At 36.3% G+C, this 25,065-nt stretch carries 25 protein-coding genes; 18 read left to right on the top strand and 7 right to left on the bottom strand.

Annotated features, from left to right (window positions below; genetic code table 11):
- Positions 1 to 63: 63 nt before the first annotated feature.
- The 7 genes from IGL56_RS07835 (at position 64) to IGL56_RS07805 (ending at position 5,095) form a co-directional block, all read left to right on the top strand.
- Positions 64 to 483 (top strand): PTS sugar transporter subunit IIA, encoded by a 420-nt coding sequence (locus tag IGL56_RS07835; protein WP_002389037.1) that lies wholly within the window; start codon positions 64 to 66, stop codon positions 481 to 483.
- 11 nt (positions 484 to 494) lie between these two features.
- Complete coding sequence (locus tag IGL56_RS07830; RefSeq protein WP_002357106.1) at positions 495 to 965, top strand: PTS sugar transporter subunit IIB; 471 nt, start codon at positions 495 to 497, stop codon at positions 963 to 965.
- Positions 966 to 980: 15 nt separating this feature from the next.
- Positions 981 to 1,772 (top strand): PTS mannose/fructose/sorbose/N-acetylgalactosamine transporter subunit IIC, encoded by a 792-nt coding sequence (locus IGL56_RS07825; RefSeq protein WP_002357107.1) that lies wholly within the window; start codon positions 981 to 983, stop codon positions 1,770 to 1,772.
- The gene (locus tag IGL56_RS07820; protein ID WP_002384383.1) at positions 1,753 to 2,586 is read left to right on the top strand and encodes a PTS system mannose/fructose/sorbose family transporter subunit IID; all 834 of its coding nucleotides are present in this window, start codon (positions 1,753 to 1,755) and stop codon (positions 2,584 to 2,586) included. Before IGL56_RS07825 ends, IGL56_RS07820 begins: the two co-directional genes overlap by 20 nt.
- A 10-nt stretch (positions 2,587 to 2,596) precedes the next feature.
- Positions 2,597 to 3,673 (top strand): SIS domain-containing protein, encoded by a 1,077-nt coding sequence (locus tag IGL56_RS07815; protein ID WP_002385836.1) that lies wholly within the window; start codon positions 2,597 to 2,599, stop codon positions 3,671 to 3,673.
- Positions 3,667 to 4,671 (top strand): SIS domain-containing protein, encoded by a 1,005-nt coding sequence (locus tag IGL56_RS07810; protein WP_002357110.1) that lies wholly within the window; start codon positions 3,667 to 3,669, stop codon positions 4,669 to 4,671. The genes IGL56_RS07815 and IGL56_RS07810 overlap by 7 nt, the downstream gene beginning before the upstream one ends.
- A gap of 73 nt (positions 4,672 to 4,744) precedes the next feature.
- Positions 4,745 to 5,095 carry a DUF2200 domain-containing protein gene (locus IGL56_RS07805; protein ID WP_002360043.1) on the top strand — a complete coding sequence of 117 codons (351 nt, stop codon included), beginning with the start codon at positions 4,745 to 4,747 and terminating at the stop codon, positions 5,093 to 5,095.
- Between the two features lie 10 nt (positions 5,096 to 5,105).
- Here the strand turns inward: IGL56_RS07805 and IGL56_RS07800 are convergent, their stop codons facing one another.
- Positions 5,106 to 5,456, bottom strand: a complete 351-nt coding sequence (locus IGL56_RS07800; protein ID WP_002357112.1) for an iron chaperone — start codon at positions 5,454 to 5,456, stop codon at positions 5,106 to 5,108.
- Positions 5,457 to 5,606: 150 nt separating this feature from the next.
- Positions 5,607 to 5,756, bottom strand: coding sequence for a hypothetical protein (locus tag IGL56_RS07795; protein WP_002357118.1), 150 nt, complete (start codon positions 5,754 to 5,756; stop codon positions 5,607 to 5,609).
- Positions 5,757 to 5,964: 208 nt separating this feature from the next.
- Here IGL56_RS07795 and IGL56_RS07790 point away from each other — a divergent pair, with 208 nt between their 5' ends.
- Positions 5,965 to 7,800, top strand: coding sequence for an LTA synthase family protein (locus IGL56_RS07790; protein ID WP_002357120.1), 1,836 nt, complete (start codon positions 5,965 to 5,967; stop codon positions 7,798 to 7,800).
- Positions 7,801 to 7,836: 36 nt separating this feature from the next.
- Here IGL56_RS07790 and IGL56_RS07785 read toward each other — a convergent pair whose 3' ends face one another.
- From IGL56_RS07785 to yeiL, 3 genes are all read right to left on the bottom strand, one after another.
- Complete coding sequence (locus IGL56_RS07785; RefSeq protein ID WP_002357121.1) at positions 7,837 to 9,018, bottom strand: multidrug effflux MFS transporter; 1,182 nt, start codon at positions 9,016 to 9,018, stop codon at positions 7,837 to 7,839.
- Between the two features lie 109 nt (positions 9,019 to 9,127).
- Complete coding sequence (locus IGL56_RS07780) at positions 9,128 to 9,523, bottom strand: DUF3224 domain-containing protein (protein ID WP_002357122.1); 396 nt, start codon at positions 9,521 to 9,523, stop codon at positions 9,128 to 9,130.
- A gap of 71 nt (positions 9,524 to 9,594) precedes the next feature.
- Complete coding sequence (gene yeiL, locus IGL56_RS07775; protein ID WP_002357123.1) at positions 9,595 to 10,260, bottom strand: transcriptional regulator YeiL; 666 nt, start codon at positions 10,258 to 10,260, stop codon at positions 9,595 to 9,597.
- An 89-nt stretch (positions 10,261 to 10,349) separates the two neighbouring features.
- Here yeiL and IGL56_RS07770 point away from each other — a divergent pair, with 89 nt between their 5' ends.
- From IGL56_RS07770 to IGL56_RS07740, 7 genes are all read left to right on the top strand, one after another.
- Positions 10,350 to 11,000, top strand: a complete 651-nt coding sequence (locus IGL56_RS07770) for a YczE/YyaS/YitT family protein (RefSeq protein WP_429861327.1) — start codon at positions 10,350 to 10,352, stop codon at positions 10,998 to 11,000.
- 317 nt (positions 11,001 to 11,317) lie between these two features.
- Complete coding sequence (locus tag IGL56_RS07765) at positions 11,318 to 14,023, top strand: cation-translocating P-type ATPase (protein WP_065813785.1); 2,706 nt, start codon at positions 11,318 to 11,320, stop codon at positions 14,021 to 14,023.
- A gap of 69 nt (positions 14,024 to 14,092) precedes the next feature.
- Entirely contained in the window at positions 14,093 to 14,629 is a 537-nt protein-coding gene (locus tag IGL56_RS07760) for a GNAT family N-acetyltransferase (protein ID WP_002357127.1), read from the top strand.
- A gap of 69 nt (positions 14,630 to 14,698) precedes the next feature.
- Complete coding sequence (locus IGL56_RS07755) at positions 14,699 to 15,139, top strand: hypothetical protein (RefSeq protein ID WP_002385841.1); 441 nt, start codon at positions 14,699 to 14,701, stop codon at positions 15,137 to 15,139.
- 317 nt (positions 15,140 to 15,456) lie between these two features.
- Positions 15,457 to 16,164 (top strand): GntR family transcriptional regulator, encoded by a 708-nt coding sequence (locus IGL56_RS07750; RefSeq protein ID WP_002357130.1) that lies wholly within the window; start codon positions 15,457 to 15,459, stop codon positions 16,162 to 16,164.
- A 114-nt stretch (positions 16,165 to 16,278) separates the two neighbouring features.
- On the top strand, positions 16,279 to 18,033 hold the full coding sequence (locus IGL56_RS07745) for a PTS transporter subunit EIIC (RefSeq protein ID WP_065813786.1): 1,755 nt from the start codon (positions 16,279 to 16,281) through the stop codon (positions 18,031 to 18,033).
- Positions 18,034 to 18,047: 14 nt separating this feature from the next.
- Positions 18,048 to 19,715 carry an alpha,alpha-phosphotrehalase gene (locus IGL56_RS07740; protein WP_002392323.1) on the top strand — a complete coding sequence of 556 codons (1,668 nt, stop codon included), beginning with the start codon at positions 18,048 to 18,050 and terminating at the stop codon, positions 19,713 to 19,715.
- Between the two features lie 45 nt (positions 19,716 to 19,760).
- On the opposite strand, the gene IGL56_RS07735 is transcribed toward IGL56_RS07740, so the two are convergent.
- Both IGL56_RS07735 and IGL56_RS07730 read right to left on the bottom strand, forming a co-directional pair.
- On the bottom strand, positions 19,761 to 19,922 hold the full coding sequence (locus IGL56_RS07735) for a hypothetical protein (protein ID WP_002357133.1): 162 nt from the start codon (positions 19,920 to 19,922) through the stop codon (positions 19,761 to 19,763).
- 33 nt (positions 19,923 to 19,955) lie between these two features.
- A complete protein-coding gene (locus IGL56_RS07730; RefSeq protein WP_002357135.1) occupies positions 19,956 to 20,312 on the bottom strand; it encodes a hypothetical protein in 357 nt (118 codons plus the stop codon).
- A gap of 180 nt (positions 20,313 to 20,492) precedes the next feature.
- Here IGL56_RS07730 and IGL56_RS07725 point away from each other — a divergent pair, with 180 nt between their 5' ends.
- The 3 genes from IGL56_RS07725 (at position 20,493) to glpK (ending at position 25,065) form a co-directional block, all read left to right on the top strand.
- The gene (locus tag IGL56_RS07725; protein WP_002357136.1) at positions 20,493 to 21,827 is read left to right on the top strand and encodes an FAD-dependent oxidoreductase; all 1,335 of its coding nucleotides are present in this window, start codon (positions 20,493 to 20,495) and stop codon (positions 21,825 to 21,827) included.
- A complete protein-coding gene (locus IGL56_RS07720; RefSeq protein ID WP_002385844.1) occupies positions 21,817 to 23,283 on the top strand; it encodes a helix-turn-helix domain-containing protein in 1,467 nt (488 codons plus the stop codon). The genes IGL56_RS07725 and IGL56_RS07720 overlap by 11 nt, the downstream gene beginning before the upstream one ends.
- A gap of 276 nt (positions 23,284 to 23,559) precedes the next feature.
- A complete protein-coding gene (glpK, locus tag IGL56_RS07715; protein WP_002357138.1) occupies positions 23,560 to 25,065 on the top strand; it encodes a glycerol kinase GlpK in 1,506 nt (501 codons plus the stop codon).

The raw sequence follows: 25,065 nt of genomic DNA, 5'->3' as shown, positions 1-25,065 counted from the left end.
GGAGGGAGTGCCACTTTTTTGGCACTCTTTTTGCTATGTAAAGAAGTAAGTGAGGTGAAGAAAATGGAACGTAAAATTATTCTGGCAACACATGGTAATTTCGCTGCAGGGATTCAGACATCATTAGCTTTAATTTGTGGTGAAACAAAGAATGTGGAATGTCTTTGCGCTTATATGGAACAACCTTATGATTTAGCCAAGACGGTCAAAGACATTTTAAAGAACAATCAACAAAATGAATTAATTGTGATTACAGACCTATTTGGCGGAAGCGTGAATAACGAATTCTTTAATTATGTGGGGAAACAAGCAATGCATTTAATTTCAGGATTAAATTTAGCAACGTTAATTGAAATATATACCCAAATAAATACTGTTGATTCATTAGTTGATTTAGTAAAACGTGCCGTTGAAAACGGACAAGAAAGTCTTTGTTATTGTAATGAGTTATCTAGTAAAGAAATTTTAGAAGAAGAATTTTAGGAGGAAATGAAATGATTAAATTGTTAAGAGTCGATCATCGCTTGTTACATGGTCAAGTGGCTTTTTCATGGACCCAAGGCTTAGGCGCCGATTGTATTTTAATCGCAAATGATGACGTACCTAAAAATGATATTCGAAAAACAACCATTAAGCTAGCTAAACCAGCAGGAGTAAAACTGGTCATTAAAACGATTGAAGATGCGATTGCCGCACTAAAAAGTGGTGTTACAGAAAAATACAAACTTTTTATTGTAGTTGAAAGTGTGGAAGATGCTTATCGATTGGCTACTGCTTATCCAGAAATAAAAGAAATTAACTTAGGAGGGATGAAAGTAAGGGAAAATACTCGAAACATTTCTAAAGCAATTAATATCACACCGGATGAAGAAAAAATGGTTAAAGAATTGGTCGCAAATGGTTGTGAAGTTGAAATTCGACAAGTCCCAAATGACAAAAAAGTAGCAGCATTAAATGTCTTGTAGAAAGGAGAAATAAAAATGATAGGACAAGCGATTCTTTTAGGTTGCATCGCTTTTATTGCGCAGTCGGAATATGCTTTAGGAACCTCGTTGCTTTCAAGACCAATTGTAACCGGTTTATTTGTCGGAATTGTATTAGGTGATGTCAAAACGGGCGTAATCATGGGCGCGACCTTAGAGTTAGCTTTCATCGGTTCTTTTTCAGTGGGCGCATCAATCCCACCTGATGTAGTGACTGGTGGGATTCTTGGTACAGCGTTTGCTATTACTGCTGGCGCAGGAACAGAAACAGCCTTAGTTTTAGGCTTGCCAATCGCAACGTTAACGTTGATTCTTAAAAATATTTATTTGGGTTTGCTCATCCCAATCATGAGTCAAAAAGCTGATCAGTATGCTGAAGAAGGAGCATATAAAGGGGTGGAGCGCATGCATTTACTTGCAGGCTTTGGCTTATCGTTCATGCTAGCGCTCATTGTAACTATTTCATTTGCCGTGGGCAGCAACACCATTAAAGGCTTACTTGATCTGATCCCTGAATTTATTCAACATGGGTTGTCTGTTGCAACGGGGATTATTCCAGCGCTAGGATTTGCGATGCTTGCACGCTTACTGATTAACAAACAAGTGGCGCCATATTTCTTTTTAGGCTTCGTCTTAATGGCTTACTTTAAGTTACCTGTAACAGGAGTAGCAATTTTGGGTGCCATTACAGCAGTAATTGTTGTGAATATCATGAATTATGCCAAAGGAAAGAATGAAACAATACAAACAACAAGTGGGGAGGTAATTGATGATGACGAAGACTTCTAAAACTAAGACAGAAAACTTAATTACAAAAAAAGAGCTTAATCAAGTCTTTTGGCGTTCATTTCAAATGGAATTTTCATGGAATTATGAACGTCAGATGAATATGGCTTATGTCTATGCCATGATCCCTATTTTAAAGAAATTATATCCTCAAAAAGAAGAGATGGCGGCAGCTTTAAAACGGCATCTTGCTTTCTTTAATACCACGCCGCATATCGTGACGTTTATTTTAGGAATTAATGCTGCAATGGAAGAAGAAAATGTTCTGGACGAAAATTTTGAAGTTGGAACAATCGATAGTATTAAAACTTCGTTAATGGGACCTTTAGCTGGTTTAGGTGATTCCTTTTTCTGGGGAACCTTACGCTTGATTGCAACAGGTGTTGGAACTTCGTTAGCTTTACAAGGGAATGTGTTAGGGCCAATTCTATTTTTACTCATTTTTAACGTCCCCCATGTGATTGTTCGTTATTTACTGAATCGTTGGGGCTACAAATTAGGAACTGGTTTTCTCAAAAAGATTCAAGCAAATGGCATGATGGAAAGTCTCACATTAGGCGCTTCAATAATTGGCTTGATGGTGGTAGGTGCTATGACCGCCTCCATGATTGATTTAACTATCCCGATTACAATCAGCGGAAGTGGCAAAAATGCAGTCACGGTTCAAAGTATCTTTGACGATATCATGCCTAAATTATTACCGCTTGCATCTTTTGGTTTTGTTTTTTATTTATTGAAAAAAGAAGTAAAACCTTTAGCGATTTTAGGTGGCATGGCAATTGTCGGAATTCTTGGCTCATTAATTGGTCTATTTTAGGAGGCAAAATATGAAAACGATGCTGGATTATATAAATGAGGAGCAAGCAGCTCTAACTCAGATTCTTAACCAATTTCAATTAACTGATACAGACGTTTCAAAAGTCACGCACTGTCTAATTTTAGCAACTGGCTCGTCACATAACGCTTGTCAGGCGGCTAAAGTTTACCTTGAAGAAGTGGCGCCTATTTATGTGGAAATCCAAGAGCCGTTCAATTTTGCTCATTATGGCAAAGTGGATGATCGGTTTGATCTGGTCGTAGCGGTTTCGCAAAGTGGTAAAAGTACTTCAACAATTGATGCCATTGCAAAAATTAAAAACCAAACGTCTGTAAAAACAGTGGCCTTGACAAGTGATGTCACCAGCCCGATTACGGAGGTTGTGGATGAAGTCCTGGATTTAAAAATGGGGCTTGAAACAGTTGGTTTTGTCACAAAAGGCTATACGGCAACACTTTTAAATTTATTTCTATTTGGTTTGAAACTGGGCTATCAAAAGCATCAATTAACAAAAGTAGAGGTTGAAGAAGAATTAGCAAAACTTGCCAAAGCAATTCAGGAAATCGATTCGGTGATTTATAAAACCGAACAATTTTGGCAAAAAACGAAAAAAGAATTAACAGAGGGGACACGATTTATCGCAATTGGTTATGGGCCCAATATTGGTACGGCGAAAGAGTTTGAGACGAAGTTTACAGAAACAGTTCGCTTACCTTCCCAAGGATTTGAAGTAGAAGCCTATATGCATGGGCCTTATCTTGAAGCGGATACTACACATCTTTTGTTTTTTATTGAGAATCAAAGTCCTATTCAAGCACGTAGTCAAGCCTTGAGAAACTATCTAGCCAGTTATGTTGGCCAATGTTACACAATTACAACGCGTTCAACGAGGGCATCAAATACGTTAGAGTTAGCAAGTGATGTCGAAGAAAAAATTAGTCCTTTATTGTTAGTTATTCCATTTCAATACTTGGCGTATCAAGTAGCTACAAGTAAAGGAATTGATTTATCTCAACGGATTTTTGATGATTTTGATTGTGTCCTAAAAAGTAAAATAGCAAAGAAAGAGGGAAATCAGCCATGTTAAAATTTAATGAAGAACAACAAATCAAAGACATACGAGGTGCCTTAGCCTTGCGTTCAGATGTTGAAAAAGTTGTTGATCAAGTTTGGACGAAAGGATTTGATGCGGTCTATTATTTAGGAATCGGCGGTACTTATGCTTCAGCCATGCAAGCAGTTACTTATGCGAATGGAAAAAGTAATTTACCAATCTATGTTCAACATGCTGCTGAGTATTACACAACAGGCAATAAACGTTTAACAGAAAAATCATTCGTCATCTTGTCTTCCGTTACTGGGACAACACAAGAAGTGGTGCAAGCCGTTCAAGAAATCAAAAAGGTCGGCGCAACGTTATTTGGTTTTATCGATGCAAAAGACAGTCTTTTAGCAGATTTATGTGATTATGTGGTGACTTATCCAGCTCCAGGAACTGAGCAAATCAAGTTCTTTATGGTAGCTGATCGTTTAATGCAAAAAAACAACGAATTTACAGATTACGAAAATTATTACCAAGAATTGGAAGAATATTTGCCTACAGGTTTAGCTGAAGCCGAAAAAAGTGCCGATGCGTTTGGCTTAGCTTTTGCGGAAAAACATCGTCATGATAGCATTCACTATTTTATTGGCGCAGGGAACCAATGGGGAGCGGTCTATTCTTATGCAATGTGCTATTGGGAAGAGCAAAGTTGGCTTCGCTCAAAATCAATTCATGCAGCAGAGTTCTTACATGGAACGCTAGAAATTGTAGATGAAACTACGCCAGTAACGTTGTTTATTGGAGAAGACGAGCAGCGACCGTTGGCAGAACGAGTAGCAAAATTATTGCCGAAAATCTGTGCCAATTATACAATTATTGATTCGAAAGCGTATGAACTTCCAGGAATTAGTGAAAAATATCGTGGCCGAGTTATTTCATTTCTCCTAATGCATGCGGTAACGCAACGCATTGATGCGCATGTAGAAAAATTGAATTGTCACCCATTAGAGATTCGTCGTTATTATCGTCAATTTGATTACTAAGACAAAATAGCCTCTTTTTCCAGCAAGCCTGTGGTAGACTGAAGAGAGAATACTTCAGAAAGTAGGAAAACCAATGACAAAACCGAAAATCTATACAATGACCTTTGCCAGTGTTTACCCGCTATACATCCAAAAAGCAGAACGTAAAAATCGAACGCAAGCGGAGGTTGACGAAATTATTTACTGGTTAACTGGTTATGATGAAAAAGGCTTGCAACAACAATTGGCTCAAAAAGTAACGATGGAAACATTTTTTGAAGAAGCACCCAATTTTAATGAAAATGCCCAATTGATCAAAGGCGTAATTTGTGGCTATCGCGTGGAAGAAATTGAAGATCCTTTAATGCAAAAAATCCGTTACCTAGATAAGTTAATCGACGAGTTGGCCAAGGGAAAAGCGATGGAAAAAATTTTAAGAACATGAAAACAGGGTCTCAATGAGACCCTGTTTTCATGTTCTCTTGTACACGGAATTTAACTATTTCCTGTATTAATGAAAGAGGTAACTCTTGCGTGTAGGGAAATTGAATGGCACCTTTCGAGGTTTTAAAAGGGCGTAATTCTTTGCTGAAACGTTGGATGGCTGATGGCGTAGGATAGAAACCTAAATGTTGCTTGGCCGCCGCAAAATGCACTAAATTGCCATTTAAGTAAAAGGTCGGCATTCCATAAGCGATTTTTTCAGTAGTCTCCTGAGGAACAACCGCTAAAATTGCTTGGTAGATTTCTGTTAACTGTGTTTGATGTTGGGGTTGCTGGCGAATATAGTTTGCAATGATGGTCATATAAAAACACCTCCGTTTGTTTCAGTATACTATGTAAAAAATAAAAGGCGAAGAAGATACAAAAAAACCGTCTAGTATTTTTTCTTTACTAAACGGCTTTTAGCTTAAATAACTACCTAAAGGGTCTTGCATGGAAATGTTTGTCACTCCTTAGTTTAATTGTTTTAAGTGTGCAATTGCTTCTTCAATTGTGTGACCAGTTGCTGTTTTACTTTCATTTTTTGCATCAAAAACAATGAAAATATTTTTGTCTGTGTCTAATTGAATACGGTATTGAATGTTTTTTACTTTGTAAGTCATAGTTATTCTCCTTTCATAAAGTACTCTAAAAAGGCGACGATAACTGATAACGAAATTCCATTGTTACTATACCACTGGAAAATTATTTTTGCAACAAATAACATTTTTTCTTTACCATTCCTTAGACTTCTTTGCTAGCTACTTCTTTACATTCTTTTTCAAGAAGCATAAAATAAATACATTACTAGTTTTTGAATAGGAGATCGATGTGAAAAAGAGAGTTGAGAAATTTAGACGATGGCCTTACCGCTACCTTTTGTATGGAATCGGGTTCATCTTATTAATTATTTTTAGTAATTTATATTTGCAATGGTGTCAGAATAACTTGTCTGTTGATTTAGCCTTCAAGTTTGCTTTTTCGTGGCATACGGAAAAGTTTTTCTTAGGTTGTTTTGTGCTAAGCGTTTTTTTACTTTTTTTATGTAGTTTGGCAGGTTCATTAGGAGTTGGCGCTCTTTTATATAGTGTCATAATAGGTGTTTTAGGATTTGCTGACTATCAAAAGATGTTTTATCGTGTCGAACCTATTTACCCAGACGACTTAAAAATGATCACAGAAGTTAGTTTATTAAAAGAAATGGTTGGTTTATGGCCGTTTATTTTTGTGGTAGCGTTAGGTTGTGTAGCACTTTTTTTCTTAGGAAAAGCCTTTTATAAAAGTTTCTTTTTATCGAAGAAAAAACAAACGATTCGTGTGTTAAGTCTTGTTCTTTCGATTGGTCTATTTTCATATATTGGTGATTTTAACAATCCGCAAAATTTGTTACGTAAAGCCTATAATAAAACCGCGTTATGGATTCCTTACAGCCAAAAAATGAATTACTACAATACAGGATTTATTGGTGGTTTTCTATATAATTTAAAAGTAGAGGCTATGGACCAACCAAAGGGTTATTCAAAAGAAGCTATTTCAGAAATTACTCAGAAATATCAAAAGTTGGCCGAGGCGAAAACAGTGCCGAGCAATGAGCAACCAAATATTGTGTTTGTCATGAGTGAAAGTTTTTCAAATCCAGATCATCTGAAAGGTTTGTCCATTATTGGTAATCCTTTAGCTGATTATCAGCAAATCGCTGATAAAACTTACAGTGGCCAGATGCTTTCACAAAACTACGGGGGCGGAACTGCGAATATTGAATTTGAAGCCCTAACAAGTTTTTCGATGGAATTAATGAATGCCCAAATGACTACACCTTATACAATGATGATTCCTAAGATGACGGAATTGCCTTCCATTGTTTCATTACTTAAGGAACAAAAGTACCAAACAACGGCTATTCATCCGTACAATACATCTATGTATAAACGAAAAGATGTGTATAAAATTTTAGGTTTTGATCAATTTATCAATGAAAAAACAATGAACTATACGGATAAACTAGAAAATAATCCTTACATTTCAGATCAAGCAGCGTATCAGGAAGTGACGACACTGCTTAAAGAAAAAGAGCAACCGCAATTCATTCATTTAGTTACTATGCAAACACATATGCCCTATGAAAATAAATACACAACGTCCAATTATTTTTCTCAAGGAAACGGCAATCAAGTCGCGCTCAATAATTACTTGCAAGATATTGCCTACAGTAGCGAAGCTTTGAAAAATTTCCTACAAGAAATCGAAAAAATGCCCAAACGCACATTAGTCGTTTTTTGGGGAGATCACTTACCAAGTATTTATGATGAAAACATTCAAGCGTTGAATGAAGGGGCAGCCCTTCACCAGACCGAATTTCTAATGTATGATACGGCGAATCAGTTAACAGAAAAAAATCAGCATCAAGCAACTATTAGTCCATTTTATTTTGCTCCCTCACTGTTCCAACAAAGCGGCTTACCGCAATCGGGATTTTACGCTATGCTAAATGAGGTACAAGAACAATTGCCTGCTTTTGAAAAGGGGAATTACTATCTCGGTGGGGAATGGAAAAAAACAGTAGAAATGAATAAAAAGCAAGAACAACTATATGAGGAATACCGACTGATTCAATATGACATTGTTTCAGGGAAGCAATATAGTTTAGAAAATCAATTTTTTAGCTAAAAAAAACACACGAAATATTCGTGTGTTTTTTGATTTTTATTTTAAAGTTTTACGATAAACAATGACATAATAGCTGAAAGCTAACAGGCAAGCAAAACTTAAAAAGTAAAGCGGCAAGACCCAAATGGTACCATTGTGAAAGTAACTAATCAAATAGGTAAAGAAACTAACAAACAAGTAATAGACAAAACTAAAAATCCCACTGGCAGTACCAATCACAGATTCATAGCCTTTTAAGGCCATACTTAAGGCATTGGGCAAAGTAATATTAATCCCTAAGAAAAAGAGAAAAATAAACAAAATAAGACCAATGATTGATTCAAATTGTGTCATTATCAATAAACAGCAAGCCGCAAAGATACTTAGCAGCAAACCAGCAAAGGCAATTTTTTCCGCTGACCAATATCCTAGCAACCAATTGATAAGAACTGCAGCAAGAATACTAGACACAGCTAAAACTAAACCAAGAAAGCCATATTGGACACTGCTAAAGCCAAAGTGATTGATGAAAATAAACGGAGCTTCTGCATAGTAGCTAAACAATAAACCATTAATGCCCCCAATCAATAAGCCGTAGCACCAAACTTTCGAGTCGAAGGAAAGGCGTTTCGCCACGGACCAAAAAGATGCTTTCGTTAAAGTATTTCCTAAGTGAAAGGTTTCTGGTAAACGATAAAAACTATAGAAAAGTAATAGAACAGCCATGACAATTAAGGTGCTAAAGACATGCTGATAGCCAAAATAGGTTTGAACAAGTCCGCCGACTAAGGGTCCGATGGCAGGAGATAGCGATAGGGCAGCGCTTGTTTGAGCAAAAATTTTCCCTCTTTGAAGATCGTTAAAGCTTTCCCGCATCATTGATTGGGTAATGACAGAACCAACGCTTGCACCAAATGCTTGAATTAAACGGAAGAATAACAGCCAAGGAAATGTCGGACTCAAAAAAAGGCCAATATTTCCAATTAAATAGCATAAAATTCCTAATAACATAGCTGGGCGACGTCCAATCGTATCGGATAAAATTCCCCAGAATAAAACGCCAACGGCAAAGGCAACAAAATAAATACTCATGGTTAATTGTGCTACGCTATCGTGAATGTTAAAAGCAGAACTAAGCGCTGGCAAAATGGGTGTGAAAATCGACTCGCTGATTTGTGGAAATCCCACAAGCAAAATAATAATTAGTAATGATGGGACGGTGTTTCGGGTGTTTTTCATGATTTTTCTCCTTAAAAGTTTAATCTAATCAAAAACACCCATTGTCTTTTACAACCGCCAAATTTAAAATAAGTAAAATAATGTCACCAACTTTCCTTGAAATTTTTTATTATACAAAGTCTAAATGAAGAAGCGCTTCTTCTTGACTAAATTCATAAGTGTAGCGACCAGATAAACCGGAAAGCTCACCTGATGCTTGAAATAGTTCACCTGGGCAGTCTAAAAGACCCTGTGTAAACGTCCCTTTTTCGCAAGCAGTAAAGGTGCCTTTTTTTCCTAAATAAGTTCCTTCGAAATGTAGGAAACCGACCACTTGAGCCACAGCTTCAAGCCCATCTGCCATTGAAGAGCCTTGATAAGTCATTAAGTATTCTACAGAAGCTGTCCCAGATAAGGCGCCTGACAATTGATAAGAAGCGCTCGCTTGATTCACTGGGAAATTTTCATTAAGATTGTCAATCGGTTGTTCTTGCCAACTAGATACAGTAAATGATGCTTGCTCCATTGCTGTCCCTTCTTTCTTATTAATAAGAATAGGGTAGCGGGAAGCGCACTATTTGTCAACAATCCACCACTTTAACTCTTCATTTTTTGCACAAAAGAATGTAACGCTAAGCGGTTGATGTGATAAGCAGTTCCTTGTTTTTGAATAAAGCCGCGCTCTCGAAATTGTTTGAAAGTATAAATAAGATGGCGATAACTAACCCCTAAGTATTCGGCAATCTCAGTATGCTTTTCTTTATAAACATCTTCGTGATTAGCGGCAACCAATAGCAATTCCGCTAGCCGATAACTTAGTTCATAGGTCTGATTCGTTGTAAAGTGGTCCACCCGTTGGAGCATTTTTTTCCCTAGATAATGGCTGAGTTGCTGCATAAAAAGCACCTTGTTTTTTAAAACAGTTTCTGCGTAAGCTAAAGGTACAGCCAAACAACAGGTTTCACCTAAGGCGATAACGTCCTTGGTTATCGTTTCCGCTTGAACTAATGTTAAATCGCCAATTAAATCACCTGTCGTTAAAAACTGAACAATGGATTGGCGGCCATTGCGTTCTGTTTTTAAAATTTTCGCTTTTCCTTTGATTAAATAAAAAAGATAATTTAATGGCTCTGCTTGGTGATGAATGAATTCTTGATTTTCAAAATCGATAATAAAACTGTGTTTTAAATCAGTTTCATTAAAAAAAGGCGTATTTTTAGCTAATTCTTGTTTCGGTGATTGTTGGTAGGCTGTTTTAAGCATTTTTTTCTCCTTATAATAGGAGATATCTCCTATTTGTTTCTTCTATTGTAGCACATAATAGACGTATCAAGAGTAGAGGAGTTTTTATAATGTGGAAGAAAAAAATTGTGCTATCGTTTCTTTTTTATTTAATTAGTGCATTGGGCATCAGTTTGACAATTCAAGCAGGCATCGGGGTTAGCAGTTTTAATGCGTTTAATGTGACCTTTGCAACACTTACACATTTAAAAGTCGGAACTGTTACCACAGCTATCAATTTCGCTTTTTTAGGCACGTGTTGGTTGTTAGATCAGCAGCGTAAAATTCAGGACTATTTGATTATTTTGGTGACGTTAATTGGCTTTGGTTTTGTCATTAATTTTTTCTTATATCAATTATTTGGTTCGCTTGTTTTTCAAAATTATTTGGTTAAAATTGTTCTATTTATTTTAGGGACAATCATAGCAGGAATCGGGACAGGACAGGTAGTTGCGCTAGGTGTTTTGCAATTTCCAATTGAAAAATTTTGTACACTTATTTCTGAAAGAACGCGCTATAGTTTTCAGTTTTATCGTTATTTAGTTGATATTTTTTGTGTCAGTTTAGCACTAGGATTGTCCATTAGTTATCATTTGCCGATTTTTGTTCGTGAAGGAACCGTGATTAGTCTTTTCTTACTTTCTTGGGTTATTAGTTGGTCGAGAAAGCGGGGACAACAGCGTATTTTACGAATACAAATCAAGAAACTGGAATCCGAATGAAAGGATTTCAGTTTTTTTCAAATGAGCAGAACTTTTATTTGAAAAAAAGAATGGAAAACGGTATACTAATTAAGTAATTATTCATAACATTGGTTCTCCAATCAATGTTAAATAGTTTTTTCATGAGGGAGTAACTGACAGTATTTATGCTGTGACAACATCACCAACTCCGAAAGCAATTTCTGGTGTTGTCTTAAACGGTGAGACTTATGTATGTTCGACGAAGTAGCATACACAAGTCTATTTTTTTTCATTTATTTTTGATGAAATGTAAAATAGTACTTGAAGGATGCTGCAAAAAATAGAGGAGGAAGAACATGTCAGAAGAAAAGAAAACACAATTGTCTGAAGCGTTTTACGCACAAGACGACACAGTTGTTTTGGAGAAAATGAACACAACAACTGATGGATTAAGTGCACAGGAGGCTCAAAAGCGTTTAGAAACGTACGGGGAAAATGTGCTAGATGAAGGGAAGAAAAAATCACTTGCCGTGAAATTCTTTGAGCAATTCAAAGATTTTATGATTATTGTTTTATTAGCGGCAGCGGTCATTTCAGCCGTCTTTTCCCATGATGTGGTAGACTCGATTATCATCTTAGTGGTTGTTATCTTGAATGCCATCTTTGGGGTCATCCAAGAAGCCAAAGCGGAACAAGCCATTGAAGCATTAAAAGAAATGTCTTCACCAAATGCGAATGTTCGCCGTGATGGACACGTCATTACTGTTAAAAGCGATGAATTAGTGCCAGGTGACATTGTTTTATTAGAAGCAGGGGATGTCGTTCCAGCCGATTTACGTTTATTGGAAGCGAATAGCTTAAAAATTGAAGAAGCAGCGTTAACCGGTGAATCTGTTCCAGTTGAAAAAGAAGTAACCATCTTAGAGGGAACCGATATTGGTATCGGTGACCGAATCAATATGGCTTATTCCAATAGTAATGTGACGTATGGACGTGGTCTTGGCGTTGTGGTTGGCACAGGAATGAATACAGAAGTCGGTAAAATTGCTGGCATGCTAGCAAGCGAACAAGAAACGGAAACGCCTTTAAAACAAAACTTAAACCAATTGGGTAAAATGTTAACAATTGCCATTTTAGTCATTGCAGCGGTGATGTTTGTGGTAGGAATGATGAATGGTCGTTCATGGATTGACATGTTATTAACGTCAATTTCGTTAGCTGTAGCGGCAATTCCAGAAGGATTACCAGCGATTGTCACAATTATTTTGGCTTTAGGGACTCAAAAAATGGCCAAGAAAAATGCGATTGTCCGTAAGTTACCAGCCGTTGAAACATTAGGAAGTACAGATATTATCTGTTCAGATAAAACAGGTACGTTAACCTTAAATCAAATGACCGTTGAAGCGTTGTATACAGATGGTCAAGTTTTATCTGCTTCCACAGAAATCCCTGCCGATAATATGGCTTTAAAAATCATGAACTTTACGAATGATACAAAAATCGCTCAAGATGGTTCATTAATTGGTGACCCAACAGAAACTGCCTTAGTACAATTTGGTTTAGATCATGCGTTTAACGTAACCGAAAAAGTAGCAGCTGAACCTCGTGTGGCAGAGATTCCTTTTGACTCTGATCGTAAATTAATGACTACAGTTCATGAATTAAAAACAGGTGGCTTCCTAGTTTCTGTCAAAGGTGCACCAGATGAATTATTGAAACGTTGTACGGAAATCTTATCAAATGGAGAAACAAGTCCATTAGATGAAACAAAACGTCAAGAAATTTTGAAAACAAACACCTCATTAGCGAAACAAGCCTTACGTGTTTTAGGAATGGCTTATAAATATGTTGAGACGATTCCAGCCGAAATGAGTTCTGAACTTGTGGAAAAAGATTTAACATTTGCTGGTTTAGTCGGTATGATTGACCCAGAAAGAAAAGAAGCTGCAGATGCTGTAAAAGTCGCGAAAGAAGCGGGTATTCGTCCAATTATGATTACGGGTGACCACCGTGATACAGCAGAAGCAATTGCGGCACGTTTAGGCATCATCAAAGAAGACGACGACGATGCAGTCATTACAGGCGCTGAATTAAATGAATTGTCAGATGAAAAATTCGCACAAGTCGTGGGACACTACTCTGTCTATGCTCGTGTTTCACCAGAACACAAGGTTCGGATTGTTAAAGCGTGGCAACAAGAAGGAAAAGTGGTTGCGATGACTGGTGATGGCGTAAATGATGCCCCAGCCTTAAAAGCTGCTGACATCGGGATTGGTATGGGAATTACCGGAACAGAAGTATCAAAAGGTGCTTCAGATATGGTACTTGCCGATGATAACTTTTCAACAATTATTGTAGCGGTAGAAGAAGGACGTAAAGTTTTCTCAAATATCCAAAAAACGATTCAATATTTACTTTCAGCTAACTTAGGGGAAGTATTAACCTTGTTTATTGCAACAATGCTCAATTGGGATACCTTGTTACCTGTTCACTTATTGTGGATTAACTTAGTAACGGATACTTTCCCAGCGATTGCGTTAGGTGTGGAACCAGCAGAACGTGATGTGATGAGCCATGAACCTCGTGGTAAAAAATCGAACTTCTTCTCTGGCGGCGTTTTAAGCAGTGTTGTTTATCAAGGGATTACGCAAGGGGCATTGACTTTGATTGTGTATAAAATGTCAATTATGTTCCCAGCACATACCGCAGCTAACACAAACTTATCGGCGCAAGCGTTGTATGATTTACAACACGGCGATGCTTTAACCATGGCCTTCGCTACTTTGGGATTAATTCAATTGTTCCATGCCTTTAATGTGAAGTCGATTTATCAATCAATTTTCAAAGTTGGCTTATTCCGCAACAAATCATTTAACTATGGGATTCTTGTTTCGTTCTTGCTATTAGCTGCAACGATTGTTATTCCAGGATTTAATGATTTATTCAGCGTCACACATTTAGATGCATATCAATGGGCAATTGTAGCAGGTACTTCTTTTGCTATCATCCCAATTGTGGAAATTGTGAAGTTCTTCCAACGTAAAGCAGGTAAAGGTGCTTAATAAATAAGAAAAGAAAATTGGCTGGTACTTAAACCAGTCAATTTTTCTTTATGTAAGGAGTGAAAGGGCTTGAAACGGAAAATTATTTTCGAAACACAACGACTTATTGTCAGAGAATGGCAGTCGGAAGATGAAGTGGAATTGAAAAAATTTTTGCAAGATGAAAATGTGATGTATGCTTATGAACACGCTTTTTCTGATGAAGAGGTCGCAAACTGGCTAAAGTGGAACTTACAGTCCTATCAAGAATACGGCTACGGCTTATGGGCGTTAGAGAAGAAACGAACAGGCGAAGTCATCGGCGAGTGTGGTCTCACCAATCAATTAGTAAAAGGTAAGAGCTATCCAGAAATTGGTTATCATTTATGTGTGAAAGAATGGCACAAAGGGTATGCGATTGAAGCTGCCGCAGCGACAAAACAGTACGCATTCGATGTATTAAATTTTCCAGAAGTTATTTCAACGATTCGTGATACGAACTTAGCCTCTATGAATGTCGCTATTCGAAACCAGATGCTTGTTAGGGATCGATACATTAAAACATACCGTGGCAAAACGATGCCTCACTATGTTTTCTCTGTTAAGAATCAAAAGAATGAAGACTGAAAAAGTGCCACTTGTCAGATGGAATAGAAAAAGTGTAAAATGGAGTGAAAGAGAAAAGGGAAAAGAGGGATGGTTATGAGACCAAATTTAGGATTTTACGTTCAAACAATTAATGATATCGTTAAAACAACAGAAGACATTGGCGAAGTCATGAATCCATATTACGAAGAAGTTCGTCAAGCGATCGATAAGAATAAAGTGAATGATTTAACAGCCGAACGAATTGCAGAAATTCAAGCAAAATTTAAAGAAGGTACTGAAAAATATGAATTAATGCTCAAAAAAGTCGGAACATTAAAACCGACGCCACAAGTACTTGGCATTCACAAAAAATTTCAACATGCTTATACAGAATATGTAGCAGGATGCAATGAAATGATTTTAGCAACAGATCCAGAAACAGGTATTGATGCAGATTTATTTAATGCTTCAGAGGAAAAGCAGGATCAAGCAACGGATGAATTAACCTTTGCCATTACGCGGATGAGCAACATTCTTTTGAAAAAATAAAAAACTAATAAAAATAACTAACGAATTTAATATTTTTTTCATGTCTTTTTTATGGACAAAAGAGAAAGTGTATTGTATTATTAATTCATACCAACAACAACCTTTTTATTTTTCATTTTACTCTTATTGAGTAAATACTCCTTTTCCATCGGCAAAACTGCCGGTGGTTTTTTTTGTTATTTTTTTATTTTGAAACATTGGTATTTTTTAGGCAGCATCATTTAAAATATGTTTAATGTTGCGCGCATAAATAAGACTAGTCAAAATCTTTCAAGTATAGTAAAGTGAAATTATCATCGGAGAAAGAGTGAGCAGATATGACAAGAACTAAGTACATGGAAATTTATGAAAGCCTACGTGATAAAATTGATACTGGTATTTATCATGAAATGATGCCTTCTGAAAATACTTTAGTAAAAGAGTATGGAGTCTCACGCAATACAATCCGTCGCGCATTAAAAGAATTAACGAATCAAGGATTAACAGTTAGTATCCCTGGAAAGGGTGTCTCAATTATAAGTACGCCACATTCGTTAGGTGTTTCGCTAGATAAAATAGAAAGTTTTAAACAATTTACTAATCGCACACATCTAGAAATGTCTACGAAAGTATTGTCTTTTTCTGAAGAAGTGATGACGGAAGAATTGACCAAAAAATTACCTTTTCAAGTGGGAGAAACAATTTATCGAATTGTTCGATTAAGAATGCAAAAAAAAGATCCAATCGTTGTGGATGAAAATTATTTTCTAAAAGATGTTGTGCAAAATTTGACTACTGAAATAGCAGAAGATTCCATTTATGAATACTTGGAAAAAACGTTGAATATTCATGTTTCAACATCAAAACGCGTCATTACAGTTGAACTATTAACGAAAGAAGATAAAGAACTATTGCACAGCCATAGCTATGATACTGCAGTGATCATTAGAAATACGGCCTATACACAGTTAGGTAAATTGTTTGAATACACAATTTCTAAACATAGACCGGATAAATATGTATTTACAGAAGTGGTGGTCCATTAAAAAAACAAAAGCCAGTTGGCTTTTGTTTTTTTATTATTTAGAAACCTGTTTAAACAAGTTATTGACTAACTTGTTTAAACAGGTTACAATAATTTTGTAAACGTTTGCGGTTAAATGATGAGTTTCTTGGCCAGTAAACTCATGAAGGAGGAGAAGATAGTGAAATCAAATTATCAAGAATTGGCACAGGCAATTATTGTTGGCGTTGGTGGAGAAGATAATATTGAAAAAGTATTTCATTGCATTACACGTCTGCGATTTACTTTAAAGGACATCGAGAAAGTAAATCAAGAGAAACTGGAAAAGCTTTCAGCACCTAAAGTTCCTTCAGTAAAAGCTTTTTATAACACCAATTTAAATCAGTATCACGTGGTGATTGGTCAAGCGGTTGAAGATGTTTATACTGCTGTAGATAGTCAATTAGCTACAAAAGATTTTAAAAATCAAATAGATAAATCAGCAAAATTACCAAAGAAACAACCACAAGGCTTTAAAGAAATTATTTCTCACTATTTTCAAATAATTATCGGAACAATAACAGGATCCATGATTCCTGTTATTGGGTTATTAGCTGCTGGTGGATTAATTAACGGCTTACTAGCTATTTTCACAAAAGGGAATGGATTAATTAATGTGCTTGATCCACACAGTACAACGTATTTATTAATTTCAACATTATCAATGGTTCCATTTTATTTTTTACCTGTTTTAATCGGTTTTTCTGCCGCAAAACAACTAAAAGCTGATCCATATGTCGTAGCGGCAGTCGGGGCAGCCATGATTGCACCAAACATTCGTAATATTGTTAGTTTGGATCATCCAACAGTAGTCAATTTTACAAAAGGAGCAATCGAGACCGCAAATCAAGCAATTGCGGCAGCTGGCGTAACAACGAATGGAGCAACGGCGATAGCAAATTATGATGTTCATGGTGTTTTAACAGGATGGACAGTAACTGCAGGTAAGTTATTTCAGATGTTTGGAGCAACAGGACCTACATTTAATGCTGATTATTTTGGTATTCCGATTGTGTTGCCTAACTATGCGTACTCTATATTCCCAATCATTGTAGCAGCGGCTATAGCTGCACCTTTAGGAAGGTGGCTCAAAAAAGTTTTACCGATTGCACTTCAGCCAATTTTTAGACCGTTAATTACTTTTTTTGTGACAGCATCAATCATTTTTATTGGCGTTGGTCCTGTTATCTCAATGATTTCATCTGCTTTTGGTTCTGGTGTTGAATTTTTAATTGGTAATGGACAAAATGTTATTCAACTTGGGATAGCCGGTTTAATAATTGGTGGATTCTATCAATGTTTGGTGATTTTTGGTCTCCATTGGTTAGTTGTTCCAATCATTTCATTACAAATTGCTACAACTGGTGAGTCTAGTTTAAATATGTTGGCTAGTTATACAATGCTTGCTCAAGGAGCAGGAACGCTGGCGGTATTCTTAAAAACACGCAAAGCGCCAGTTAAAGGATTAACTTTACCAGCTGCAATTTCTGCCTTTTGCGGTGTAACGGAGCCTGCAATGTATGGTGTAAACTTAAAATATCCACGTGTGTTTATTATGAGTTCCATTGGTGCAGCTGTTGGTGCAGGAGCGGCGGGCTTTCTAAATCTCCATATGTATGGATTTTCTGGTTCGCTAATTGGTTTTCCAAACTTTGCAGCTAAAGGAGTATTGAATCCTACTACACAAGAATGGGTAAACGGAAATCCAAATAATTTTCTGGTTTTTTGGGTGACAACAATTTTGTGTATCACTGTTTCTATGGCACTCGTTTGGTTTTTTGGTTATAAAGATGATGATGTTATGGGAACTGGTATAGAAAAGAAAAATGTTTTTAAAAATGCAGTAAATTAAGGATGGAATAGAAGATGACAAACGAAAATTGGAAATCAGGCACGATTTATCAAATTTATCCACGTTCATTTAAGGATACGAATAATGATGGATTTGGTGATATCAAAGGAATCATTGAAAAATTAGATTATCTGGAAAATTTAGGTGTTTCCTATCTTTGGTTAACCCCTATGTATGTCTCTCCGCAAAGAGATAATGGCTATGATATTGCTGATTACTATAACATTGACTCGAAATTTGGGACAATGGCTGATTTTGAAGAATTATTAAATAAAGCACATGAAAAAAATATCCGAATAATGATGGATTTAGTTGTTAATCATACTTCTTCTGCACACTATTGGTTTCAAGAAGCTTTGAAGGGCAAAGATAATCCTTATCGAAATTATTATATCTGGAAAGACCCTGTCAATGGAAAAGAGCCAAATAATTGGGTATCTAAATTTTCTGGTTCTGCATGGGAATACGAGCCCACCTCAGGACAATATTATTTACATTTATATGAAAAAACAATGCCCGATCTGAATTGGGAAAATCCTAAATTACGAGAAGAAATAATCACTATGATGAAATGGTGGGCGGAAAAAGGAATTGATGGTTTTCGTTTAGATGTGATTAATAATATTTCTAAAGACCAATCCTTTCCTAATGATACATTAGAGACACCGAAAAATGACGGGCGAACGTACTATTCGGATGGACCACGTATTCATGAATTTTTACATTTAATGAATAAAGAAGTTTTTACACCGTATCAATTAGTGACGGTGGGGGAATTATCATCTACTACGCCTGAACAAGTTATTTTATATACGAAACCTGAACGCCAAGAACTTTCAATGGCTTTTAACTTTCACCATATGAAAGTTGATTATCCAAATGGGGAGAAGTGGGCAGTAAGTGACTATCAGTTAACAGAACTAAAAAAAATAATGGCGTATTGGCAACAAAAAATGTACAATGAAGGCGGCTGGAATGCTTTGTTCTGGACGAACCATGATCAACCACGTGCGCTGGCACGCTTTTTAGATGATGAGGAATTTCGGACTGAAAGTGCGAAAAATTTAGCAATTACAGAATTTGGCTTACATGGTACAACTTTTGTCTATCAAGGGGAAGAAATTGCCATGAAAGATGCTTATTTTCAAAATATTTCAGAATACGATGACCGTGAATCAATTAATGCCTACAATATGATGATTGCACGGGGCGATTCAAAAGAGTATGCTTTAGCGGCATTACGACAAAAATCACGAGATAACTGTCGAATTCCTATGCAATGGACGGATGAAAAATATTATGGCTTCTCTACTAACAAACCTTGGTTAATGGGTCCTACTCACGATGAGGTAAATGTTGAGCGAGCACTTGAAGATAAAAATTCGGTTTTTTATACGTATCAAAAACTAATTAAATTTAGGAAGGAAATGCCGATTTTTGTTAAAGGAGATTTTGAATTAATTGATGCAGAAAATAATCAAGTGTTTGCCTATAAGCGAGTATTCGATGATGAAACCGTTTTGGTTGTATCGAATTTTACAAGTGAAACTATTCGTTTTGATACAGGGATTAATTTAACTGAGGGAAGTCAAATCTTAGTGGCTAACTATCCGCGGAAAATAGTGACACAGGAACTAGAATTACAACCTTTTGAAGCTATGATGATTTTAAAAAATAAGTAATTAAAAAGAGAAAAAACTTCGCGTTGAACGAAGTTTTTTCTCTTTTTAATTTTCAACATTTCGCACATAATCATCAAAGTATTGAATTAACTCTTTCTTGATTTGTTGATAATCTGCTTCAGAATAGTTCTTTTCTTCTAGCGTGCCATTAAAAAATGGCAAATTTAGTTCTTCTTTTAAACGTTCAATCACTTCTTCTTGCTTCATAAGGACCCCTTCTCAACGAATTGTTCTCTTCTATTATAGAACATTGTAGTCATCCGTCAATTGTTCAAAGGCAATTTTCATTTCCTCTAGACGTTCATTCAATTGATTGGTTTCATCTTCTTCATTGAAAAAATGTTGTTTTAATTCAAAATAAAAATTTTCGAAGGCTTGAAAAAAAGGCTCAGACTTGTTGTTTTCAAGAGCAGGAACACTTGTGTAGAGAACACGAGCGCTATGATAGTAAGTGAAAACCTCGTTAATATTTAATAAAATACGCGCTTCTTCTGGGCGTGGTCGACTTGTAACTAAGTCATGTAAAGATAAACTTTTTGTATGGGTTTCAGATAAATAAAATAAAAATAGTTCCAATTGCTCTTTCGTTGCAGACATGAAAACTCCTCCTCAAACAGTAGTAACATTTATTATAAATGAAAATGAAAGTGCTTGAAAAGCAATGCGCTCAGCAAAAAATAATTATTTTAAGGGAAAACTATAGTTGTTGCTTTAGCATTCTTTTTAATCATGATAAACTGAGAGAAGTATAGTAGGTCCTGACAGAGGAGGAAACAAATGAAAATTGTGATTATTGGTGCATCATTCGCAGGTATTTCCGCAGCAATTGCTTCAAGGAAAAAATATCCCCAAGCAGAAATTTCTTTAATTGATAAACAAGCAACAGTGGGGTATTTATCTGGTGGCTTAAGTGCGTATTTTAATCATACCATCAATGAATTACACGAAGCACGTTACATAACGGAAGAGGAATTACGTCGTCAAAAGATTCAGTTGCTTTTAAATAGAGAAGTTGTGGCAATGGATGTTGAGAACCAATTGATTGCTTGGACACGAAAGGAAGAGCAACAGTGGTATTCTTATGATAAATTGATTTTAGCGACAGGCGCGAGCCAGTTTTCCACGCAAATTCGTGGTAGTCAAACAGAAAAACTACTCAAATATAAATTTTTATCAGGTGCTTTAGCGGCTGTTCCATTACTGGAAAAAAGCCAGACAGTAGCTGTCATTGGTGCAGGACCCATTGGAATGGAAGCTATTGATTTTCTTGTGAAAATGAAGAAAACGGTCCATGTCTTTGAAAGCTTGGAAAATCTATTGCCTAAATATTTTGATAAAGAAATGGTCGCAGAAGTTCAAAAATCTTTGGAAAAACAAGCAGTAATTTTCCATTTTGAAGAAACGGTCCTAGGAATTGAAGAAACAGCAAATGGTATTGTTCTTGAAACAAGCGAGCAGGAAATTTCTTGTGACAGTGGGATTTTTGCTTTAAACTTACATCCTCAATTAGCCTATTTGGATAAAAAAATTCAACGGAATCTGGATCAGACAATCGCGGTGGATGCTTATTTACAAACTTCAGTGCCGAATGTTTTTGCCATCGGAGATTGCATTTCAGTTATGAATGAACCAGTCGCGGAAACTTTTTATGCTCCGTTAGTGAACAATGCGGTACGAACTGGCTTAGTAGTCGCCAACAATTTAGAAGAAAAAACACACCGATTCATTGGCTCTTTGCGAACAATGGGAACAAAAGTGGGGGACTATTACCTTGCTAGTACAGGTCTAACCGAAACGGAAGGTTTATTTTTTCCGCAAACACTTGCTTCCGTAATTGTTAGACAGCCAGCGCCGCCTCTACAACATGGGACAGAAATTTTAGGCAAATTAATCTATGATAAAGTGACACAACGGGTCCTTGGGGCACAGCTTTGTTCAAAAAACAATTGTTTAGAAAAAATAAATACGTTAGCATTAAGTATCCAAACAGGTCAGACACTGACAGACCTATTACAAAAAGATTATTTTTATCAACCTTCCTTAACCAATATTTATGATATTACAAATTTGATGGGTGCTTCGGCTTATTGGAGAGAGAACGATGAAAGTTGAGACGTTATTGGAAAAGAAAGCGATGCGACAATTATTAACGGTGCAACAAACCATCTTAGCAGGCGGTACCTGCTCAGTCTCTGATTTAACAGCATTTTTAGCGGTCACAAAAGCCTCCTTTGAAAAAGACTTAGAGGATTTACATTATTTTTTGAAACCTTTTGGACAGGACTGTCAGCTTACTTATGATGGCCAGCAGCTATCAATCACCTTATCGGATTTTTTTTCGTTGAATCATTTAATTGAAGCATTTGTAAAAGAGTCTCTTAAATTTCAACTTTTAGATTATTTATATCGTAATAAAGAGTTTTCTATTGTTCAATTAACGACTAAATTTATGATTAGTGAGTCTTCTTTATTTCGAAAGATTAAAGAACTCAATCAATTGTTAGCCGCCTTTGATTTGCAAATAAAAAATGGACAACTACAGGGAGAAGAATTGCAGATTCGTTACTTTTACTTTCAGTTGTATTGGTATATTACTCCCTATGAAACACACCAGAAAAAAACGATGTCGCCGTTAAATAAACGGATAATTGAAGGGATTGAGACTGGCTTAGGTTTTACTTTTAATGAACATAATGCGTTAAAAGTTAGCCTTTGGTTGAGTATTACGAAAAAGCGCTTAGCGGTCACTTCAAAAAAATATCAACAATTGAGAAAGAAAATGATTGATTTTAAAGAAGATCCGTTATTTAAGCAAGTTCGACAATTGTTTTTCCGTTTTTCTAGTCGTTATTCATTAGAATTAGACGAAGGAGAAAGCATGATTCATTTTGTTTTTCTAATCACAATGTCGGTCTTACCAGAATCAGCTTTTGATGAATATTCCTTAATTCGGGGACGTCGTTCCGCTGTTTCTTTAGCTGATACGTTTATCTTGGAAAATGTGGTCTTGTATTATCGGCCCCATAAATTTGAACCTACTCTTGAGAAAACCATGGCTTACTATTTTTCACAAATTCATGGAAAACTGTATTTTTTTAAAGGAGAATTGGAAGTCTTTGATCGGGCCCATATCTGGGAAAAAGAACAGCAATTATCTAGTCGGGAATTAGCTTCTTTTTCAACAACGTTATTAGAAAAAGCTTTAGCTTGTTTTGATGAAACGTATCAACCAGGAGATAGTTTGCATGAACTTTCTCTGGTCAAATATTTAAGCGTGTTGGCATTAATTGAATTTAAAATGATTGGTGAAATAAAAATTGGAATTCATTTAGCAATGGATGCTCTTTATCAAGCGGCGTTAACACAAGTATTAATGCTTAGTCTTAAAAATATGAATGGCACACTGGTGGAGAGGTATCAGCCTGAACAAACATATGATTTAATTGTGACCAATTATCAGCAAACGAGCTATCAAGGAACACCGGAAGTCTATGTTTTGTCAGAATTAAGTTCGACCTATGATGTGCAACAATTAAAAAAGAAAATACGCACCTTGCGGGAGAAATAAACAAAAGGTTGGTGTGACGGAAATTGTCTGATCCTCGCACCAGCCTTTTTACAACTAAAAGTCGAAAATTAGGCTTTTTTAAACAAAAATGTTTCTTTTTATTGAAAAATTAGAGATAATAAAAGTATTATTGAAAGCGTTGTCTTTGTTGGTTTTAGTAGAAATCCTTTCAATTTTTTTAAAATAAAAAAAGTTTTTGACATGTTTAGTTATTCTTTTGTTTGTAAGATAGGAACATAAAGAAAACGGTTTCAAAAACGTTTAGGAGGAATTATCATGGCAGAAGAAAAATACATTATGGCGATTGATCAAGGAACGACTAGTTCTCGTGCAATTATTTTTGATAAAAAAGGAAACAAAATTGGTAGTTCACAAAAGGAATTTACTCAATATTTTCCTAATGCAGGCTGGGTGGAACATAATGCCAATGAAATTTGGAATTCTGTTCAATCCGTTATTGCAGGTTCTTTAATTGAGTCAGGAGTGAAACCAACGGATATTGCCGGAATTGGGATTACAAACCAACGGGAAACAACCGTTGTTTGGGACAAAGCAACTGGGTTACCCATTTATAACGCAATTGTTTGGCAATCACGCCAAACGACACCTATTGCTGATCAACTAAAAGAAGATGGCTACAGCGAAATGATTCATGAAAAAACTGGGTTAATCATTGATGCTTATTTCTCAGCAACGAAGGTTCGTTGGATCTTAGATCACGTAGAAGGTGCGCAAGAACGTGCAGAAAATGGAGAATTGATGTTTGGAACAATTGACACTTGGCTCGTTTGGAAATTAACGGGAGATACTCATGTCACTGATTATTCAAATGCAAGCCGGACGATGTTGTTTAATATCCATGATTTAGATTGGGATCAAGAAATTTTGGATCTTTTAAATATCCCACGAGTGATGTTACCGAAAGTCGTTTCGAACTCTGAAGTGTATGGATTAACAAAAAATTACCATTTTTACGGAAGTGAAGTTCCTATCGCTGGGATGGCTGGTGACCAACAAGCCGCCTTATTTGGTCAAATGGCCTTTGAACCTGGGATGGTTAAAAATACCTATGGAACAGGCTCATTTATTGTCATGAACACTGGCGAAGAACCTCAACTTTCTAAAAATAATCTGCTTACCACTATTGGCTATGGCATTAACGGCAAAGTATATTATGCCTTGGAAGGAAGTATCTTCGTGGCTGGTTCAGCGATTCAATGGTTACGAGATGGCTTAAAAATGTTGCAAACGGCTGCTGAATCTGAAGCAGTAGCCAAAGCGTCAACAGGGCACAATGAAGTTTATGTGGTTCCGGCATTCACTGGTTTGGGCGCACCATATTGGGATTCACAAGCGCGTGGGGCTGTCTTTGGATTAACACGCGGTACCACGAGAGAAGATTTTGTCAAAGCGACACTTCAAGCAGTTGCGTATCAAGTTCGTGACATTATTGACACGATGAAAGAAGATACAGGCATAGACATTCCTGTCTTAAAAGTAGACGGTGGAGCAGCAAACAATGATTTCTTGATGCAATTCCAAGCAGATATTTTAAACACTGCTGTTCAAAGAGCCCATAACTTAGAAACAACGGCCTTAGGCGCAGCTTTCTTGGCGGGCTTAGCGGTTGGCTTCTGGAAAGACTTAGAAGAAATCAAAGCATTCCAAGAAGAAGGACAACAATTTGAACCAATTATGGCGGAAGAAGAACGAGAAGATTTATATGAAGGTTGGCAACAAGCAGTAGCAGCTACCCAACAATTCAAACGTAAAAATAAGTAA

The sequence above is a fragment of the Enterococcus sp. DIV1316a genome (assembly GCF_050536915.1).
GTDB lineage: Bacteria > Bacillota > Bacilli > Lactobacillales > Enterococcaceae > Enterococcus > Enterococcus faecalis.
Note: the sequence above shows the minus strand (reverse complement) of the source record. Positions and strands in the feature narration are given on the sequence as shown.